This is a genomic window from Selenomonas ruminantium AC2024 (genome assembly GCF_000687995.1).
Taxonomy (GTDB): Bacteria; Bacillota; Negativicutes; order Selenomonadales; family Selenomonadaceae; genus Selenomonas_A; species Selenomonas_A ruminantium_B.
Map to the genome: position 1 here is coordinate 214,391 of NZ_JIAC01000001.1, position 17,891 is coordinate 232,281.

Annotated in this window: 15 protein-coding genes and 2 tRNA genes; 5 read left to right on the plus strand and 12 right to left on the minus strand. The window is 52.4% G+C overall.

Annotated features, from left to right (window positions below):
* Positions 1-39: 39 nt before the first annotated feature.
* The 7 genes from P157_RS0100930 to P157_RS13565 form a co-directional block, all read right to left on the minus strand.
* Positions 40-528: a hypothetical protein gene (locus P157_RS0100930; protein WP_026759355.1), complete on the minus strand. Its 489-nt coding sequence runs from the start codon at positions 526-528 to the stop codon at positions 40-42.
* A gap of 519 nt (positions 529-1,047) precedes the next feature.
* The gene (locus P157_RS0100935) at positions 1,048-2,508 is read right to left on the minus strand and encodes a glucose-6-phosphate isomerase (protein ID WP_026759356.1); all 1,461 of its coding nucleotides are present in this window, start codon (positions 2,506-2,508) and stop codon (positions 1,048-1,050) included.
* A gap of 839 nt (positions 2,509-3,347) precedes the next feature.
* Positions 3,348-5,030, minus strand: coding sequence for a phospho-sugar mutase (locus P157_RS0100945; protein WP_026759358.1), 1,683 nt, complete (start codon positions 5,028-5,030; stop codon positions 3,348-3,350).
* Positions 5,031-5,127: 97 nt separating this feature from the next.
* Positions 5,128-6,465, minus strand: coding sequence for an MATE family efflux transporter (locus tag P157_RS0100950; RefSeq protein ID WP_026759359.1), 1,338 nt, complete (start codon positions 6,463-6,465; stop codon positions 5,128-5,130).
* Positions 6,462-7,217, minus strand: coding sequence for a YdcF family protein (locus P157_RS0100955; protein ID WP_026759360.1), 756 nt, complete (start codon positions 7,215-7,217; stop codon positions 6,462-6,464). Before P157_RS0100955 ends, P157_RS0100950 begins: the two co-directional genes overlap by 4 nt.
* 296 nt (positions 7,218-7,513) lie before the next feature.
* On the minus strand, positions 7,514-8,830 hold the full coding sequence (locus P157_RS0100960) for an ATP-binding protein (RefSeq protein WP_026759361.1): 1,317 nt from the start codon (positions 8,828-8,830) through the stop codon (positions 7,514-7,516).
* Positions 8,831-8,960: 130 nt separating this feature from the next.
* Positions 8,961-9,830: a flagellin gene (locus P157_RS13565; RefSeq protein WP_051598433.1), complete on the minus strand. Its 870-nt coding sequence runs from the start codon at positions 9,828-9,830 to the stop codon at positions 8,961-8,963.
* Positions 9,831-10,053: 223 nt separating this feature from the next.
* Here P157_RS13565 and P157_RS0100970 point away from each other — a divergent pair, with 223 nt between their 5' ends.
* Positions 10,054-11,208, plus strand: a complete 1,155-nt coding sequence (locus P157_RS0100970) for an MFS transporter (RefSeq protein WP_026759362.1) — start codon at positions 10,054-10,056, stop codon at positions 11,206-11,208.
* Positions 11,209-11,291: 83 nt separating this feature from the next.
* Here the strand turns inward: P157_RS0100970 and P157_RS0100975 are convergent, their stop codons facing one another.
* The 4 genes from P157_RS0100975 to P157_RS0100990 all read right to left on the minus strand — a co-directional run bounded on the left by P157_RS0100975 (position 11,292) and on the right by P157_RS0100990 (position 14,758).
* Complete coding sequence (locus P157_RS0100975) at positions 11,292-13,319, minus strand: S41 family peptidase (RefSeq protein WP_026759363.1); 2,028 nt, start codon at positions 13,317-13,319, stop codon at positions 11,292-11,294.
* A gap of 161 nt (positions 13,320-13,480) precedes the next feature.
* Positions 13,481-13,556 (minus strand) — tRNA-Gln (locus P157_RS0100980).
* Positions 13,557-13,639: 83 nt separating this feature from the next.
* Positions 13,640-13,825 carry a ferredoxin gene (locus P157_RS0100985; RefSeq protein WP_026759364.1) on the minus strand — a complete coding sequence of 62 codons (186 nt, stop codon included), beginning with the start codon at positions 13,823-13,825 and terminating at the stop codon, positions 13,640-13,642.
* Between the two features lie 18 nt (positions 13,826-13,843).
* Positions 13,844-14,758 (minus strand): hypothetical protein, encoded by a 915-nt coding sequence (locus tag P157_RS0100990; protein ID WP_026759365.1) that lies wholly within the window; start codon positions 14,756-14,758, stop codon positions 13,844-13,846.
* Positions 14,759-14,938: 180 nt separating this feature from the next.
* Between P157_RS0100990 and P157_RS15355 the strand changes: the two genes are divergently transcribed.
* Complete coding sequence (locus P157_RS15355; RefSeq protein ID WP_155266676.1) at positions 14,939-15,079, plus strand: hypothetical protein; 141 nt, start codon at positions 14,939-14,941, stop codon at positions 15,077-15,079.
* 55 nt (positions 15,080-15,134) lie between these two features.
* Here P157_RS15355 and P157_RS0100995 read toward each other — a convergent pair whose 3' ends face one another.
* Positions 15,135-16,121, minus strand: coding sequence for a diaminopimelate dehydrogenase (locus tag P157_RS0100995; RefSeq protein WP_026759366.1), 987 nt, complete (start codon positions 16,119-16,121; stop codon positions 15,135-15,137).
* A 177-nt stretch (positions 16,122-16,298) separates the two neighbouring features.
* Here P157_RS0100995 and P157_RS0101000 point away from each other — a divergent pair.
* The 3 genes from P157_RS0101000 (at position 16,299) to P157_RS0101010 (ending at position 17,848) form a co-directional block, all read left to right on the plus strand.
* Positions 16,299-16,387, plus strand: a tRNA-Ser gene (locus P157_RS0101000).
* A gap of 219 nt (positions 16,388-16,606) precedes the next feature.
* Positions 16,607-17,521, plus strand: coding sequence for a tyrosine-type recombinase/integrase (locus P157_RS0101005; protein ID WP_026759367.1), 915 nt, complete (start codon positions 16,607-16,609; stop codon positions 17,519-17,521).
* 21 nt (positions 17,522-17,542) lie between these two features.
* Positions 17,543-17,848: a hypothetical protein gene (locus P157_RS0101010; protein WP_026759368.1), complete on the plus strand. Its 306-nt coding sequence runs from the start codon at positions 17,543-17,545 to the stop codon at positions 17,846-17,848.
* The last annotated feature ends 43 nt before the right edge of the window (positions 17,849-17,891 follow it).

Consider the following 17,891-nt stretch of genomic DNA (forward strand, 5'->3'; position numbering starts at 1 on the left):
AGGACGGCTTTTCTCATGCATAAAGTGTGGATTATAAGCTCAGGCAGGGATGCTGGAAGATTCTTCTGCTGGGGGAAGCTGGTCTTTTTCCTTCATAAAACAGGGAATGGCACAGAACACAAGATAGAGCCAGCCGCCAAGAATTGCGCAGACAGGCAGCAGGATAACGGCCGCCACCTGCAGGATTATGCCATACTTCAGCATTTTAGCCCGCTGCATCACCGTGCCCAACATGACCACGAAGATGCCCAACGCCAAAGCAATCAGCAGCACCACCAGAATCATCACCGGCCCAAGCAGACTAACCCCCATGACATGGCGTATCCCCTTCAGCCAATAAATTATCGCAGCAAGCCCCAGCACGGCAATCATCCCCAAAGCAAAATACAGCAGACGCCGCTTGTAGGTTTCCTTGTCAATGCTGCGCTTCAGGCTGACCCAGCTCCAGTCCAGCCGGGTTCCCAGGAACAGGAAAAAGAATATCAGGGCAAAAACAAATCCCCAGCCCATAACAACAAAAAAAGTCATCTAATCATCCCTTCTATGAAATAAATCAGTTGTATGGTAACACATCTTGGTTAGAACAGGATTAGAATGGTTAGAATAGTTACCACGATGGGATTCGAGGTGAAAGGCGCGGCAGGCCATAACTATAGCTATTTTCATGAATCCTTACTGCCATAACACTATCGAATTGGCTGGCGCATCTTCTCTCTTGTGGAGAGAAGCGGAGTTGCTGTTGGCAGAGATTGTTTCTTTTGCTTGAACGAAAGCCCTTTTGTCCAGTATGGCATTACATGTAATAGTATGCAGAAGAACTGACTTGGCGGGGCGGCTGGGAGCTACTTCTGGCGAAGCGTATGGGCATTGGCGTGAAGAAAATTATTTTTGCCTACATACGAAAAAACTCCAAGCACTTTTGTCTGAACGCAGTGAGTTTAAGTGCTTGGAGTTTTATAAAAGGCAAAAATAAATTTTAGCCAAGGCTCATAGCGCAGCGGAAGCAGCTCCCAGCCGCCCCGCCAATACGCATGACCTTAGAAAGATTTATTTCTGGTTAGCAGCCTTTACTTCAGCCAGCTTCGGTCCCATAATGCGCTTGTAGGACTCTACGCCCGGCTGGTTGAAGGCATCCACGTTGGAGAGTTCGCCTTCGTAAGCTACGGACATAGCCAGCATGTAGAGGAGCTCGCCGAGGTGGTAAGCGTTGAGCTTCGGCAGAGTGAAGCAAGCGTTGTAGCGCTTGTTGGATGCCAGAGCGTCAGCGTTGGACTGACGGGCAACTTCGAGAGCCTGGCCCATGGTTACGCCGGAGATATCGGACAGTTTCTTCACATCCGGGAAGATATCGGGAATCGTGAGGTCCTTTTCCCAATCAGCCAGACGGATGAACTGAACGACTTTGTTGAGCTTGCCTTCCTGATGCTGCTGCGTCTGGGAATGCATGTCCGTGGTGCCGACAGCAACGAGCGGCGTACGGCCGTAGCAAACTTCCTTGCCGTCCTTGTTGTACTGCTTGCCGAGGGATTCAGCCAGCAGCTGGATGTACCATTCGGAAACGGACTTCATGTAATCGCCATAAGGCATCATAACTTCGATATCGCGACCATGCTTTTCGGATGCAGCAAACTTCAGAGCAGCATTGAGCATTGCCGGGTTCTGCCAGAGGTCATCATTCTGGCAGGCCTTATCCATGTCACGGGCGCCTTTGAGGAAGGACTCAATGTCAAAGCCCACGCAGGCAGCCAGCGTCAGGCCGACTTCGCAGAAGATGGAGAAACGGCCGCCCACCCCATCGGGTACAGCGTACTGCGGCCAGCCTTTTTCGATAGCCAGCTTCTTGAGGAGGGTCTGCTTTTCCATGTTCGGGTCGGTAACAGCAACCACTTCCACATCGATATCGCCGAGCTTCTGCAGGGCATCATAGATGACCATGAAGTTGCTCATGGTATCGAGCGTGCCGCCGGATTTGGAGATAACGAGCAGCAGCACTTTGAGGTTGCGCTTTTCATGGGATTTGGTGACTTTGGCGCTGTTTTCGAGATAGTGGATGATGTCACCCGTGCGGCGCGGGTCGATGTTCTGGCCGCTGAAGATGATTTTCGGGAAGCCGTTGCGTTCTGCCTTCGGCAGTTCGTTCCAGAATTCACCGCAATGCACATCAAAGATAACCTTGTCGCCCAGGAAGGAGCCGCCGATACCCAGAGATACAACGAAATCCACGTTGTCCTTTACATGGTCGGTCAGTTCCTGCAGGTGCTTCAGGGAAGACGGGCTATTGAGATGGCCTTCTTCAATGTAGGGCAGCTGGGAGAACAGCACCTTTTCCGGCTCGCCGTCCTTGGACAGATGCGCACGGATAAAGCCTTTCTCACGCATAACCTTCATGGCTTCGTGAGCTTTCTTCAAATCTTCTTCATAGCTTTTCAGGTCAGCTTCCGTAACCTTACCTTCGCCGTACAGGTTTTCGTAATCAAACTCAAAACCGGATGCAAGCTTCAAACTCATTGTCTACACTCCTCTAGTTCATTCATTCCATATTGGTATCATTACATACATATTGATTATAACGCAGTTGTTCAAATTTTGCCATAGGCAAAATTACTTATTCGCGTTTCGTCGATACGACATAACGCAGTTATTCCGATTTTGCCATAGGAAATTATGTGACAATAGAAAAAAGGAAATGTGAACTTGCAGTTTGTCAATGTTACTGCGAGATTACTTTTATTTGTTACAGCTCAGTTTGGGCGGAGGTGGTAATACTTTTCGCCGTTGCACTGAATGACCCACAAGTAAATGTATGGATTTTTTAGCGACCTGCGCCGGGCAAGACCGGCGGCGCGTATGTTCAGCCCAGTGTTTAGTTTATGCCGTTTGTGGGCCAGTCCTCACTGCGTTCGGACAGTCGTTCCACGGCGAAAAGCATTACCACCTCCGCCCCTAAGCGCTGTTCGTAGCAATCACTATTTTCGTGGTGACAAGGAGCAAGTACATCGATGTTCTTGTTACGGGAACAGCAAGTTCTCGCCGCTTGCCTAATCCGTAACCTGGGGCGGACGGGGAGTGATTTTTCTGTCAGGAGCGACTGCCTGAACGCAGTGAAGGCCGGCCCCAGCAAGAAAATGCTAAAAAAATACGCTGAAAGAAGCGCCGTTGGCCTGCCCGGCGCAGGTAACTGGACATCGCTATTTAACGAGGGGGTCGTTTAGCGGAAAACAGAAAAATTACTCCCCGTTCGCCCCTTGACTGCGTATAAGCGGGATACCATAAGCACGAACTAACGCAGAAAGTGCGTTGACCAAATTCTACGTCAACGCACTTTTGGTTAATGATATTGAATTATTTTAGGACAGATAAGGTTTAACGGCCTCAGCCATCTTATCTTTGGCAGCCTGTGCTTCGGCGAGGTCTTTGCCCTTCGTCGTGTAGTAAGCCTTGATTTTCGGCTCGGTGCCGGACGGACGGATGATGACGGAAGAACCGTCTTCAAGTTCGTACGTCAGCACGTTGGCTTTGGGCAGGCCCGTAGCAGCGGTGTCGAGGTAGTCGATAACCTTGACGACCTTCTTGCCGGCCAGTTCCTGAATCGGGTCTTTGCGCAGATTTTCCATCATGCCCTTCATCTTGTCCATGCCCGAAAGGCCCGGGAACTCGAAGCTGTCCACCTTGTTGAGGTAACGGCCATACTGGCTGTAAATTTCTTCGAGGCGCTGTTTGATGGACGAACCCTTACTGCGATAGTAAGCGGCCATTTCGCAAATCAGCATGGAAGCGACCACAGCATCCTTATCGCGGACATAGGGGCCGGCGAGATAGCCGTAGCTTTCCTCGAAACCAAAGATGAAGCGATCTTCTTCGCCTTTTTTCTCCAAACCGAGAATCTGGTCGCCAATCCACTTGAAGCCCGTGAGCGTGTGGCGCAGTTCTACGCCATAATGCTTAGCCACGGCATCCGCCAGCGGCGTGGACACGATGGATTTTACAGCCACAGGCTCTTTGGGCATGGTGCCCTTTTCCTGACGGCCGGCGCAGATGTAGTCGAGGAGCAGGACGCCCATCTCGTTGCCGGAAACCAGCTCATAGGAGCCATCCGGGCACTTCATGGCGATACCCACGCGGTCAGCATCCGGGTCGGTGGCAAGCATGAGGTCAGCATCCGTTTTCTTCGCCAGTTCCACGCCTTTTTCCATAGCGGCAAGGATTTCCGGGTTCGGATAGGAGCAGGTCGTGAAATAGCCGTTGGGGTATTCCTGTTCCGGCACAATCGTCACATCATCAATGCCGATGTCGCGCAGTACGCGGGTAACGGGTACAAGACCGGTACCGTTTAAGGGGCTATAAACGAGCTTCAGGCCAGCCGTCTTGCAGAGGCCGGGACGAACCTGGCAGGCCTCGATATTTTTATACAGGCCTTCCTTGCAGTCTTCCCCGACAAACTTAATCAGACCTTTTTCCACACCTTCGGCAAAGGACATATACTTTGCGCCTGTGAGCACATCGGTTTTCTGAATGGCGTTGTAAACGACGTCAGCGGCATCATCCGTCATCTGACAGCCGTCCGGGCCGTAGGCTTTGTAGCCGTTGTACTTGGCCGGGTTGTGGCTGGCCGTCACCATGATGCCGGCATTGGCTTTATAGAAACGGGTGGCAAAAGAAAGGGCGGGTACCGGCATGGGCTCGTCGTAAATGCGCACGTTAATGCCATTGGCGGCCAAAACACCTGCAGCTTCTTTGGCAAAAGTCCAGCCTTTGAGGCGGGTATCGTAGCTGATGGCAACCGTCTGCGTGCCGCCTTCACCTTTTACCCAGTCGGCAACACCCTGCGTTGCCTGACGGACAACCCAGATGTTCATGCGGTTCGTGCCAGCACCTAACGTGCCGCGCAGACCAGCCGTACCAAACTGCAGAGCAGCCGCAAAGTGCTCCTTGATGGCTTCATCATCACCTGCAATGTCCCGCAACTCTTTCCCCAGGTCGCAGTCAATCAGGTCAGCTCCCAGCCAGCGTTTGTATTCATCTTGATACATAAATAATCCACCCTTCTTGATAAAACTTGAGTCAATATATATTATATATACAACAAGGCAGGAGAAATCTCCTGCCTGAAATGTAAACCTTTGTAAATTATTTATGATTTTTCCGAAACGTCCTTCTCGTCCAGAAGAACGCAATGGCAAGCGGGATGCACGAGCCTGCCCAGGCCATGGGGTTGGCGACGCAGGCGCCGAAGTAGCCCCAGATTTCGCAGAGGAAAATCGCGGCGCCGGCGCGCATGAGTAGTTCCATAACGCCTGCAATGGTGGGCACGACGCTCTGGCCAAGGCCCTGCAGGGTATAGCGGAAGATAAAGAGTAACGCGAGTATCCAGTAGTTCACGCCGTTGACAATAAGGTACATATGCCCCATGTCCACAACTTCCTGCTGGCCCTCACCGACAAAGAGCTCCATGATGAACGGCCCGGAGGTAATCAGCACCACAGCCGCGAGAATACTGAAGCCCACGGACATATAACTGCATTTTTTCACGCCCTCGGCGATGCGGTCGTATTTCTGCGCGCCGTAGTTCTGCGCGGTATAAGCCGCCATAGCAAGGCCGAAGGACATCATGGGCATCAGCGCGATGGAATCGACTTTCTGCGCCGCCGCATAGGCCGCAACAGCCGTCGGGCCGAGGTTGTTCAGCGCCACCTGCAGGATAACCGCGCCGATGGCAATAATCGAGGACTGAAAGCCCATGGGCAGGCCGAGTTTCAAATGCGCCTTTAAGACCTGTCCGTTCATCTGCCAGTCCGCGCGATGTGTGCGGAGCACCGGCACTTTTTTGCAAATGTAAATGTAGCAAATCACATTGCCCAAAAACTGCGCCACGATGGTCGCAAGCGCCGCACCGGGAATGCCCCAGCCCAAGACGAGAATGGCCACTGGCTCCAAAATGATGTTGATGATGAGAGCGGTCGCCAGAATCACCGTCGGCATACGGCTGTCACCGAGCGCCCGCAACAGGTTTGTCTGGGTCTGCAGGCAGACGAACATCACAATCCCGCCGAACACGATGCTGATGAAGGAGTACGCCCCCTCCAAAATCTCCGGCGGCGTCTGCATCCAGATTAAGAGCTGGCGGCACAGCGACACCCCCACAACCGTCAGCACCACGGCCTCCAAAAAGGAGAGCACGGCACAGGTTGCCGCACTCTGCCGCACTCCGGCGTAATCTTTGGCGCCGTATCGCTGGCCCGTGTAAATGGTAATCCCCGTAGAAAAACCAATCACAAAGCCGAGCATGAGGAACATCAAACTGCCCGTACAGCCCACGGCCGCCAGCGCCTCAACGCCCAAAAAGCGGCCCACAATCAAGGTGTCCACAAAGGCATAGAGCTGCTGAAAGATGTTCCCCGCAATCAGCGGCAGGGTAAACATCAGAATCAGCCTTGCCGGACTTCCTTCTGTTAAGTTTTTTGTCATTCAAGATACCTCGTAACCAAAGCCCGCAGAACCTCCTGCATCACCGTCACATTGTCATCCAGTGCACCGATGCTGGGCTTCAATTTATTATAATGGAAATCATGGCGCGGATTTACACGGTAATCGGCCGGATAAGCCACCACCTCCACGCCGTTTTTCGCAAAGTTCAGCACGGAACGGCGCATATGGAAGGCCGACGTCACGAGAATCGGCTTCGTAAGCCCCCGCTCCTTCATAAGCTCCGTGGAAAATTTCGCGTTCTGTGTGGTGTTGACGCTCTTTCCCTCCACAATGATTTTGTCTTCAGGCACGCCCAAATCCATGAGAATACGCTTGGCAATGACAGCCTCCGGGCCGCTGTCGCTATAGACCTGCCCGCCCGAGAGAATGATGGGCACGTCAAGTTTCCGCTGCAGGCGCACCGCCGTCAGCAGACGGTTGGCCGGAGCAGAGCACAGGGTTCCCGCCCCGCTCACATCCGGCGTATCGGGGAAGGCCCCGCCCCCGAGCATAATCACGCAGTCCCCCTGTGGATTTTCCGGCGGCGGATAGGCCGACTCCAACGCCCCCATGACCCGCTCGGATACCAGATTGGTACACAGAAGGTAAAACACAAACACCAAAGCCGCAAGCATACCCGCCAGCCTCTTTTCCTGTTTCTTGTACAACCGCCAGGCGACAAACCACAACGCAAGAAAGAAAATCCCCGGCGGCAGCACCCACGCGGCACCGAATTTTAATAAGTAGACCATTTTCTTAATTTATCCTTCATGATATAATGATTACAGACAGTTGATGAGCCGGCTTTCCCCGTTCGGGGAGGTGAGAGCCATGACGCTATATGAAAAGCTTTCGTTGTTCATTGCATTTCTGACGCTGATTGTCTCAACCCTTGGATTGTTAAAGTAATTTAGCATGAAAAAAGCCGCCCATGCGGCACACGGCGACCTTTCTCCAAACAAACTATTCAATAAAGCAGGGAGAGTCGACGTTACCACACATCAACTGTCCTTTTTGTTATTTCCAATTATACATCATTACTTTTTTTTTAGCAAGTTTTCCCCGCGCTCAAAAGCGAATTAATATACTGCTGAGCCGCCCGCCCGGACAGGCCGGAATGGCTCATTTCCCACTTGACGGCACCCGCCCGCAGTTCTTCGGTGGAAAGTGTTATCTCGGGGTGGCGGGCCGCCAGTTTTTCCACAATCGTGAAGTATTCCTTCTGATTGGGCTTGAAGTAACCGATGGACAGGCCGAAGCGGTCAGCCAACGAGAGTTTTTCCTGCACGGTATCGTTCTGATGCAAATCCGGGTCGATGAAGTCAGGGCGGTCATCCACCCGTTCCTTAATCAGATGGCGGCGGTTGCTCGTGGCATAAATCAGGATGTTGTCGGGCTTGACCTCAAGCCCGCCCTCGATAACGGCCTTGAGGTATTTGTACTCGATTTCAAATTCCTCGAAGGACAAATCATCCATATAGATGATGAATTTGTAATTGCGGTTCTTGATGCGGGCGATAATGCGCTGCAGGTACTTGAACTCATGCTTGTAGACCTCAATCATGCGCAGGCCCTGGTCGTAGTATTCGTTGAGAATCGCCTTGATGCTCGTGCTTTTCCCCGTACCCGCATCCCCGTAGAGCAGGACATTATTGGCCTTGCGCCCCTGCACAAAAGCCTCGGTGTTGGCGGCCAGCCGCGCCTTCTGGCTCTCATAGCCCACGATATCGGTCAGTCGGATGTCCCCCGTGGTCGTAATGGGTTCCAGCAAATTTCCCGTCTCCTCGATTTCCGGCGACACGCGGAAGGCCTTGTTGAGGCCGAGCATGCCCACGCCGTACTTGGCATAAAAATCCGTTACGTTCTTGTACATGGCGGCGGCATCTTTGGCCCCGTCAATGGCGGCGGTGAGCTCGCGCACCTTATCGCTGACGCTCTTGTTGTAAATCTGCGCGGGCTTGGCCACGGCCCGGTAATTGCTCAGGATGGAGAAGCACCGCACCCCCAGCGCCTTTTCCCAGGGAGCGAAGTCATAATCCCAGAGGGCCTTGAAAATGGCCATATCATTTTCCGCAAAAACCTGCACACTGCCTGCACTGCTGCCGCGCTTTTCGCAGACCAAGGTAAAGGGCGCCTCTACAGTCGCGAGCAGAAAGGCCAGATAGGAATGCCAAAGGTTGCCGTCAAAGCCATAGCGGGTGGCGATGTCCAGCAGGCGGTTGACCTCCCCGAGCACGCCATTTACCAGCGCCGTCTTATCCCCTTCGTCTCCGTCTTTTATGCGCCGTCCGAGTTCTGCCAGCCGTACCAGAATGCTCTCCTGGGGCTGGCGGTAAATAATCAGTCCTGCAGTCAATTTATCCATAGAACTTCCTCCCCAAAGCCGCCATCACTGTAAATTATGTCCTTCTCATTTTAACACAGGTACACTGCAATGCAAAGAGGGCAGAAAAAAACCGCTGCATATTCATGCAACGGTAAAAATCGCCTTTGGCTTAGGACAGCATGTTGAATGCTGCACCGCGGCTGTGATTGTTGATTGCCCCCAGCATCTGCTGGCTGAGGTTTTGCATGCCCTGTTTCACCGCCCACAGAGCCGCCTGGCTCTGGGTCTTAGCACTGGCATTGGTCACGGATTCTGCGGCAATATCCGCATCATCGCTGACCGACAGGGAGGCCTGAAGGTTTTCCTCCATCGTGGTATAGTTGGCGGACTGATACTCCATCCCCTGCTGAGCCGCACCGATGGTAGTGGCTTCGTCGAGCGCCTTGTTGAGCGCCGCATCCACCGTGTCGAGAGCCTGCGAGAGGCCGGACACGGAACCATTGGCTTCCTGCAGGTTAATCGTGCTGTTGCCCTGGCTGTCCGTCAGGCCGAGGCCCTTCGTACTCATGTCGCCGAGAGAAACATTTTCATAACCGTCGATACCTGCCACCGTCACCGTCTGGCTGCCATCCAGCAAATTCATGCCGTTGTAGGTCACCTGTGCGTTGGAATTAATCTGGGACAGGGTCTGGTTGACGCTTTCCTGCAGAGCAGCCACATCAGTCTTCCCATTGGTACCATTTGCGGCATTAATCAGCGTTTCCCGTAAAGATGACAGGGAGCTTATCGTATTGCTCACTGCGCCCCCAGCGACGTTAAGCATGGAGTTGGCCGTCTGGGTGTTGGCATTGGACTGGCGTACGCCGCCCAAGTTGTACTGCATCTTTTGCGCGATGGCATAATCGGAGGCACCATTGGCCGCACTAGGCCGCTTGGAACCCGTGGCAATCCGCTGAATGCTCTGGGACTGCACGGAATGGGCACGATTCAGCTGATTCAAAGAACTGTTCAGCCCGTTCATCACACTGCCGATACTCATAAACATCTCTCCTTTCCTGTAAATTTTTTAGGATTTTGAGGAAAAATCCCGTTTCCTTACTGCGATTCGTTCATCTTAAAAACAGATACACTACTATAATTCTATTATACCCCCGATAATCATTGGACGCAATAAAAAAAACAGAAAAGCCAAGGGCAGGATATCCCTCTGTCCTTGGCGAAGATATGCAACATTATCAAGTTTTTTCGTCTGAGGTGACCTTATGAAAAAAACAACCTATTGGGCCAAGAATGATTTATCCTTGTTATTCCTGCTGTCCATCTTCATGAACGGCTTTGAAACGGGTGGGTATCAGGCCTGCCTTTTATACGTGGGACAGGAGTATGACCTGTCCATTGGCCAGCAGGGCATGCTGGCTGCCGTCCAGCTTTTTGCCACCATGATTGCGCCCCTGCTCTTGGGCGCTTTGGCCGACAAAATCGGCAAGAAAATCATGCTGGTCATCTTCACGGCCTGCCGGGCCTTGTCGGCAGGTCTCATCCTGCTGGCCACAAGTTCCCTGATTTTTGCCGCCGGGATTTTCGTACTGGGCTTTGCCTGCAGCATCGTGCAGTATGTGGCCATCGCGGGCATGCAGGACGCCTATCCCTTGACCCGCAACCGCCGCATGGGCTACATCACGGCCATGTTTGCACTGGGCGCCGTCATTGCACCGCTGGTGGTAGGACTGACGCTGACGACACCATGGGGCTGGCGCTCCTTCTTCGTGCTCAGCGCCCTCATCTTCCTCGTCCTGACCTTCTGTCTGGTTAAGACCGACTTTGCCCCGCGCGAGGAATCCTCCCCCAGCGAACTTGCCCAGGTCGAAGGTGGCATGTATCTCAAAGGCGTGGCGCTCCTCTGCACCATCATGTTTATCTATGTGGGCGTGGAAAACGGCTTCTGCTTCTTCCTGAACAGCTTTATGGCGGACACGCTGAATTCCTCCCGCGGCTATCTGGCCTTGTCCCTGTTCTGGCTGGCCATGATTCCCTCAAGATTTCTCTGCGGCCTCTTTGCCCAGCACCGCAGCCGCCTTATCTACATCGCCCCGCTGGGGGCAGCCTTGATGCTGGCTCTGCTGACTTCCCTGACACAGGAAATCCTCGTCTTTGCCGCCGTATTCGTCTTTGGCTTCTTCTGCGGTGGCGTCTATCCCAATGTGCTGACCTACGTGGCGGATTTCGCCGGTGGCCGCACCGCCACCGTTACCGCCGCCATCACCGTAGCCACAGGTATCGGCGCGACCGTAATCTCCGCCTCCTTCGGCTTCCTCCACGAACAGTTCGGCTTTAACGGCGCCTTCCTCGTGCTGGCCGCTCTGCTGGGGGTGGATATCTTAATCGCCGCTATGGTGCCACGGCTGCAGCGGCATTAACCCCATAATGAAAGCAAACGCCCGGAACAGCTGGTGATTTTTCACAACAAAACCAGCCGCCCCGGGCTTTTTGCTTCATTATGTTATTGCTTGCTCAGCCATTCGGCAATGGCTTTATAGTTGAAATACAATTTGTCCGCCATATCCCCGAACGGATGATTTACCTTCACCGCATGTTCATCGCTGATGAATTTGCCGTTCGTCATCCGGCCGAGCTTGTTCCAACCGGACATTCTGGCCACATGGCCGTAAGCATCCAGGAACGGCGCTACAGCACAGTCGCCGCCGCCCGGCTGCTCGCCGATAATCTTGGCCAGACCATCCACCTGCGCAAAGAACGGCAGGGCGTTGCCGCAGGAATAGGAAAAGCCGCTGGTCAGAATGTAGAAATCATACTGGCCGCCGAAGCCGTCACGGGCATCGAATTTGCCATCCAGATTCGTATCCACATGATACCACTCGGAGCAGTAATTCTGATTCAATGTGTGCTTATAGGTCAGGTTCACTTCCCCATCCGGAGACAGGAAGCCGAGCACCGCCGTCAGCGCCCCTACTGCGCCGCCACCATTGTTGGACAGGTCGATGACCACCTTTTTCACCTTGGGCGCCTTCTTTATCTTGGCAAAGGCATCATAGAACAGGCCGAAAGTGCTGTAATTATACACGTTCTCATTGGGCAGACGGTAATAGTAGGACGCCTCCTTATAGCTTTCCGCAAAGCTCTCAAAGTAAATAAAGGCCGTATCCCCGATGATTTCCACCCGGGAGTTGCCGAAATCCGCCGGCTTGAGCGATTCTATCCGTTCTTTCGTGGTAAACAGACGATTTGTGTCCTCGCTCTGCCGCCTTTCCACAGTTCTGTCCAGCTTGATGTTCTCCTCTTTCGTGCCTCTGACCTTCATATAGCCCTGTGCCTGTTCCAGCCATTTTTTGTAAGGCTTGCCGCTGTCATCCCGGAAAATATAGGTCAAAATGACGGGATTGAGCTTCAGCTCCTTGCAGACCGCTTCATACTGCTTATAAGTGCCCGTTTCCCCATTTAGGAATTTCACGCCCTTATCGGCCAGCTTGTAGGTGATTTTCTGCAAAGCCTTCATGGTCGGCTCCATGCCGCCGTATTCGGTGATGACCTTGGCGGTATTGATGTAAGAGCCGGTATCGAAAACGCTGTGCCCCAGCATCACGACATCATGGCCGCTGTCAAAGAGCTTGTAGACCACCTTGGTAAACGCCTCTGAATTGCGCTCGGCATCCGTGGACAAGAGTTCCTCCTTCAATCCGTTCTGCGCAAAGTATTTGTCAAAGCTCTCAATCCCCTTTTCCTGTTTATGACCGTAGTAGAGGTCAAACAGCAGGCAGGTCGTCCCATAAGCATAGTGGGCATAAGCAGGCGGAATCTCCTTTTCCTTGGCGAATTTCCCGGAATAATAAGCGGTAGAATAAGGATTCAGCTTGATGTTGGGATTCATGTTATGCCCATAAATATGGCCGATGGGCTCGTCGATATCGTAAAAATGATTCCCATTAAAGGAAAAACGGGCCGCACCGCAGGGCATGGCAAAGACATTCTGCAATACCGCAAAAGGCAGCAGCATCTGCCCATTATAGGAAGTCATGGCCAGGCCATAGTTTTTAAGGTTGACCGTAAAGCCAACATCTTTCGTTTCGCTGGAAGGATTTTTCCTGGATACGGCCTGCGCATTGAATTCATCCGGCATCAGAATGCCGTTAGGCAGGGCCCGCTCCCCATAGGAGCCAAAGAACGCATCCCAACTGTCACTGTCGATGGTTCCCTGCGTCGCATCAAACTTCACGCTGGCACCATTGCGCACAACCTTGAGCACCTGTCCGCCGTCCTCCATTTGAAACTCTGCTTTGCCACCGTATAACAGCGATAAATACTGCTGGGCAGAAACATAGGGCACCGAGTCTTCCCCTTCCACATTGTAAACCCGCATCGTCCAATATTTGTCCAGCCGGGATTCGTATATCCGGGAGTCAAAAGACCCGGTTACCGCTGCTGCCTCGCCCAAAGCCGGCGCCCCGGACATGAGCAGCCAGCCTGTCAGCAGACCGCAGAGCATTTTTTTCGGCAGTTTTTTCCTGTACATCGTTCCGTCCTCCCATATTCCATAATCACATCGCAAGAATCTGCAAAAAATTATCCCCACGGGAAAATTTCTTCTTCCGTGGGGATTTTCCTGCTAAACTACCGAAAATACAGGATTCGGGGAACAAAAAAGCACTGCCGAAGCAGTGCTGTATCTTCATATGGCAGGGGTAGCTGGACTCGAACCAACGCATGCGGGATTCAGAGACCCGTGCCTTACCAACTTGGCGATACCCCTGTGTTTTCACGCTCTCGCGCTATCAACAATAAATATTATAGCGGGTGAGTTACTCACTGTCAAGAACTTTTTTAACTTTTTTATCAGCGGACAGAAATCGCCCCTACAGGGCAGTCCTCGGCCACCTGCAGGGCATCATCCAATGCCGCTTCCGGCAGTTCCTGATAACCTTCCGCCAATCCGTCAGCCCCCATGCAGAAGCCTTCCGGACAAGCCCCTGCGCACATGCCGCAGGCCACACATAAATCTTTATCCACATAGCCTTTCATGGAAAACTTCCTCCCATCTCAAATCCGCACCTCAAAGCGCTGTTCTTCCTCTTTGAGTTTGGGCCGTGGCTTCAAGGGAGGTTTGGGCTTGGCTTTTTCCTTGGGCAAGTCTGCGGTAACCTGCTGACGGTAGGATTTGGCTGCCTGCGGCGGAGGGCTCGTGTTCACGGGAATGCGGCCTGCCTTCTGTAAGCGCTCTTTTGCTTCGGCCCTTGCCTGCCGCATCTCCGCCCGCAGGGCCGCGTCCTCGTCATGGGCGATTTTGGCCAGCACTTCATCCGGTGTAAGCCCCCTCAGGTCGGCAAACGTTTCCACCGCCTCACGATTGCGGGGAGCTTTGGCATTTTTCGCAGTCTTGCCGCCCTGCCCCGGCAAAGGCACAGGCGCCGCCGCGCCGTCAATATCCGCCAGACTCAACGTGCCAGGCTTCCCCTCCTTGCGGGCCAGAAGCGCGCGAATGCCGAACCAGACCACCACCGCCATAAAGACGAGCACCGCTCCCCAAAAGACGGCCCCGTGGGAGGCGAACTGACTCCAGCCGCTGCCCGGCGCATCCGCCTGCGTGCTCTGGGATGTCTGCGCCGCCTTGGCATCAGCCAAAGCCTGCTGACTGGGATTTTCCTGATTCAGACCATTCTGGGCGGGAATAACCTGCACCGAGCTTGCCTGATTCTCCTGCGAAGCGCCCCCGCTGGCATCCACAGGCTTGGCACTTTGGGCCGGCTTTTCCGGCTTGGACTGCGTAGTTTTGGAAAGAGCACCATTGCCCTGCGCCACCGACTGCCGCGCCTGGTCTTCGAGCTGCTCCTCCCCGGTCTGGTGCTTATCACGGGGCACATTCGTCTCCTGCGCCGTGCCCCCATCCTTCAACGTCACCCCCGGCACAGACGGCGGCGTAGGCGGCACTGGTGCCGTCGGCGCTTTCACAGCCATAGATTCCCCTCCCCTCTGCTAAGTTTCTTTCTATATTATAGCTTATTTTGAGGTGGGGTGACACTAGATTTTTATTGATAGTGCGTACTTGGCGGCGAGGCTGGGGGAACTGCACGGTCAGCTATACCTTCGGGCTGAAAGACACGGCCGCAAGGCGTGATGCTGTTGGTGTTCTAAGCGATGCGTTTGACCGTAGGCGTAAAAAAACAGCTTGATTTGCGGCGGCTGAAAAATCTACTGCCTGAGCGAAGCGAGTTTAGATTTTTCAGCCGCGAAAAGCAAACCAAGCTGTTTTTAGCCGCAGGTCAAAGCAAAGCGTGAACACCAACAGCATCACGCCGCCTTGCGCCACGAACCAGCCAACGCTAATCGCTAATTACAGCAGATGCGCGCGCAATTCCTCACCGGATTTTGCCGACAGATAGCTCGGCGCAATATCGAGCACCGTCTTGCACCCCGTCACGCCCTCTTTGGCCAGACGATAAGCAGCGCGTGCATAGCAAACGAGCACGCTGGTCGTGAATTCCGGGTTGGAATCGAGGTCGAGCTTGAACTCAATCACATGCTTGTTTTCCCCGTTATGCCCCGTAACACCACTGCGAATCACACTGCCACCATGCGGCAGCCCCTTGTGATTTTTGTCCAGTTCTTCCTGACTGATGAAATGCACCGTCGTATCGTAATCGGCAAAATAATTCGGCATGGTCTTGATTTCCTGCTCAACCTTAGCGGCATCCGCACCATCTTCCAGCACCACATAGCATTCACGCGTATGCTTTTCCCGCGTGGAAAGTTCCGGATTTTCACCAGCACGCACAGCAGCCAAAGCCTTTTCCACCGGCACCGTATACTGACGGGCATCGGCTACCCCTTCAATACGGCGGATTGCATCAGAATGCCCCTGCGAAACGCCGCGGCCCCAGAACGTATAGTCCTTGCCGTTCGGCAAAATCGCATTGCTGTACACGCGGGCCAAAGAGAACAGACCCGGGTCCCAGCCCACAGAAATAATACCCACATGGCCATTTTCCTTGGCGGCCTTGTCCACATTTGCAAAATGCTCAGGAATCCGCGCATGGGTATCAAAGCTGTCCACCACGTTGAACATTTTGGCATAATGCGGCGTCTGTACCGGCAAATCCGTAGCACTGCCACCGCAGAGAATCATGACATCAATCTTATCTTCCCATTCTTCCACATCACTGACATTGACCACTGGCACACCAGGAGTCTTGATGGAAAGCAGCGCCGGGTCACGGCGGGTAAACACCGCCACCAGTTCCAAATCATCATTGGCCTTTACCGCGCATTCCACGCCCCGGCCCAAATTGCCATAACCTAAAATACCGATACGGATACTCATAGCTATTACCCCTTCTTCTATAACAAATTCGTAATACTAACTTCCCTTACTATACCACAAGTCCGTATAATTGAAAACGATTTTCGCAAAAATATTTCCAGCTTATAAAGGCGTCAAACCCTTTACACCGCCCGCCCCCTTATGTTATAATGATTGTTGTTCAACCATGAACAGCATGGAGAGGTGTCCGAGTGGTCGAAGGTGCTTGACTCGAAATCAAGTGTGGTTAATAGCCACCGTGGGTTCGAATCCCACCCTCTCTGCCATTGAGATTAGAAAAGGCTTCTATCTATTTAGATAGGGGTCTTTTTTTACGTGTACCACGTTTGACTTATTGCCATAGGCACAAAAAGGGATGTTAAGCATTCCCCGTTTTTGCAGGTTTTGAGGGGGTAGGCCGTTAGACTTGTAAAAGACATTAAAAAAACATAATAAAAACATAAGTCAACAATGGTAGTTACTCAATGGACAAAGGAGAATGTACAATGAAACTAGGACGCAGTTTAGAACTATTTTTGACCGCCAAGCGAGGGGAACTCGTATCGGAGAAAACAGTAGCCTACTATGAATATTGGACAAAAGACTTTTTCCGATATGCAGTTACCGTTCAAGGCGCGTACGATTGGGACTCCATACGAGCTGAACACATACAATCCTATTTAGCTATGCTAGGGACAGAACGCAAAGTGCGGTCGGCCACCGTGCATGATGCTTACCGGGCTGTCAAGGCATTAAACAGATGGTTGTTCAAACAAAGTTATATCCCCTCCTGCGTTATCGACAAGGTACAAGCCCCCAAACAGGAAAAGATTATCCCGCGAACCTTCACGATAAAGGAAATACAAGCCATGTACGGGGCATGCAGCAAAACTTCCTTCGCCGGGGTACGCGATAAGACAATGCTTACTCTGCTCCTTAGCAGCGGAATCCGTAAGAGCGAATTGGCTGGCATCTTATCGGAGGACGTTGACTTAGAACAAGGACACATTAAGGTATACGGCAAAGGGAATAAGCAACGCCTGCTCCCCCTAGCCCACAAAGCCAAAAAAGCCTTGGAAGAATACAACCGCCTAAAAGCCTGCAAAATATTCCCCATACGGAGCAAATATTATTTCGTCAACAACAAAGGCGCAAAACTAAACAACAGTTCCATGGACAGCATCTTCAAGCGCATAAAAGAACGGTCGGGAATTCAAGGGGCAAAAGTTTCCTGTCATACATGGAGGCATACCTTCGCAAAATCCTACCTGCTAAACGGCGGTGACGTATTCAGCTTACAACGCTTGCTCGGTCATTCCGATTTGTCCACCACCAAACGCTACTTGAATTTGAATACCAAAGAAATACAGACGCAGTACGACAAGTTCAATCCCTTAGACAATATGGACTGGGTATTTTAATCGGCACATCGGAGGATAATTATGCAAAAAGTAGATACCACTGTAGGAAATTACACTGTACAAATGCCAGCCTATCTATGGGACTTCCTAAATGAACGGGCGCAAAAGTTGAATTATATGACTGGTACATATCTAAGTTCAATCATTTTCCAGGAATTGCAGAACCCTTCAACGCCTAGAGAGGTTTTTCATTTAGTGTTAAGGGAGCGCCTTTATCCTCTATACGAAGAAAAAAGCATACAGCATATAATAGACGTTATCGATGATGAGACCCAGCAGATAGTCGATTTACTGCCTGACGAAGATGACGATGATACGCCTCAATAATGATATAACATCTTGTAAACAAAAAGCCCACGGTTATGCCGTG

Bases quoted from the DNA above. Each gene is read 5' to 3' on its own strand.
- P157_RS0100975 (WP_026759363.1), bottom strand. From the start codon at position 13,319: ATGTACAGGAAAAAACTGCCGAAAAAAATGCTCTGCGGTCTGCTGACA.
- P157_RS0100970 (WP_026759362.1), top strand. From the start codon at position 10,054: ATGAAAAAAACAACCTATTGGGCCAAGAATGATTTATCCTTGTTATTC.
- P157_RS15355 (WP_155266676.1), top strand. From the start codon at position 14,939: ATGCGTTTGACCGTAGGCGTAAAAAAACAGCTTGATTTGCGGCGGCTG.
- P157_RS13565 (WP_051598433.1), bottom strand. From the start codon at position 9,830: ATGAGTATCGGCAGTGTGATGAACGGGCTGAACAGTTCTTTGAATCAG.
- P157_RS0101005 (WP_026759367.1), top strand. From the start codon at position 16,607: ATGAAACTAGGACGCAGTTTAGAACTATTTTTGACCGCCAAGCGAGGG.
- P157_RS0100950 (WP_026759359.1), bottom strand. From the start codon at position 6,465: ATGACAAAAAACTTAACAGAAGGAAGTCCGGCAAGGCTGATTCTGATG.
- P157_RS0100995 (WP_026759366.1), bottom strand. From the start codon at position 16,121: ATGAGTATCCGTATCGGTATTTTAGGTTATGGCAATTTGGGCCGGGGC.
- P157_RS0100985 (WP_026759364.1), bottom strand. From the start codon at position 13,825: ATGAAAGGCTATGTGGATAAAGATTTATGTGTGGCCTGCGGCATGTGC.
- P157_RS0100945 (WP_026759358.1), bottom strand. From the start codon at position 5,030: ATGTATCAAGATGAATACAAACGCTGGCTGGGAGCTGACCTGATTGAC.
- P157_RS0100960 (WP_026759361.1), bottom strand. From the start codon at position 8,830: ATGGATAAATTGACTGCAGGACTGATTATTTACCGCCAGCCCCAGGAG.
- P157_RS0100955 (WP_026759360.1), bottom strand. From the start codon at position 7,217: ATGGTCTACTTATTAAAATTCGGTGCCGCGTGGGTGCTGCCGCCGGGG.
- P157_RS0100930 (WP_026759355.1), bottom strand. From the start codon at position 528: ATGACTTTTTTTGTTGTTATGGGCTGGGGATTTGTTTTTGCCCTGATA.
- P157_RS0100935 (WP_026759356.1), bottom strand. From the start codon at position 2,508: ATGAGTTTGAAGCTTGCATCCGGTTTTGAGTTTGATTACGAAAACCTG.
- P157_RS0101010 (WP_026759368.1), top strand. From the start codon at position 17,543: ATGCAAAAAGTAGATACCACTGTAGGAAATTACACTGTACAAATGCCA.
- P157_RS0100990 (WP_026759365.1), bottom strand. From the start codon at position 14,758: ATGGCTGTGAAAGCGCCGACGGCACCAGTGCCGCCTACGCCGCCGTCT.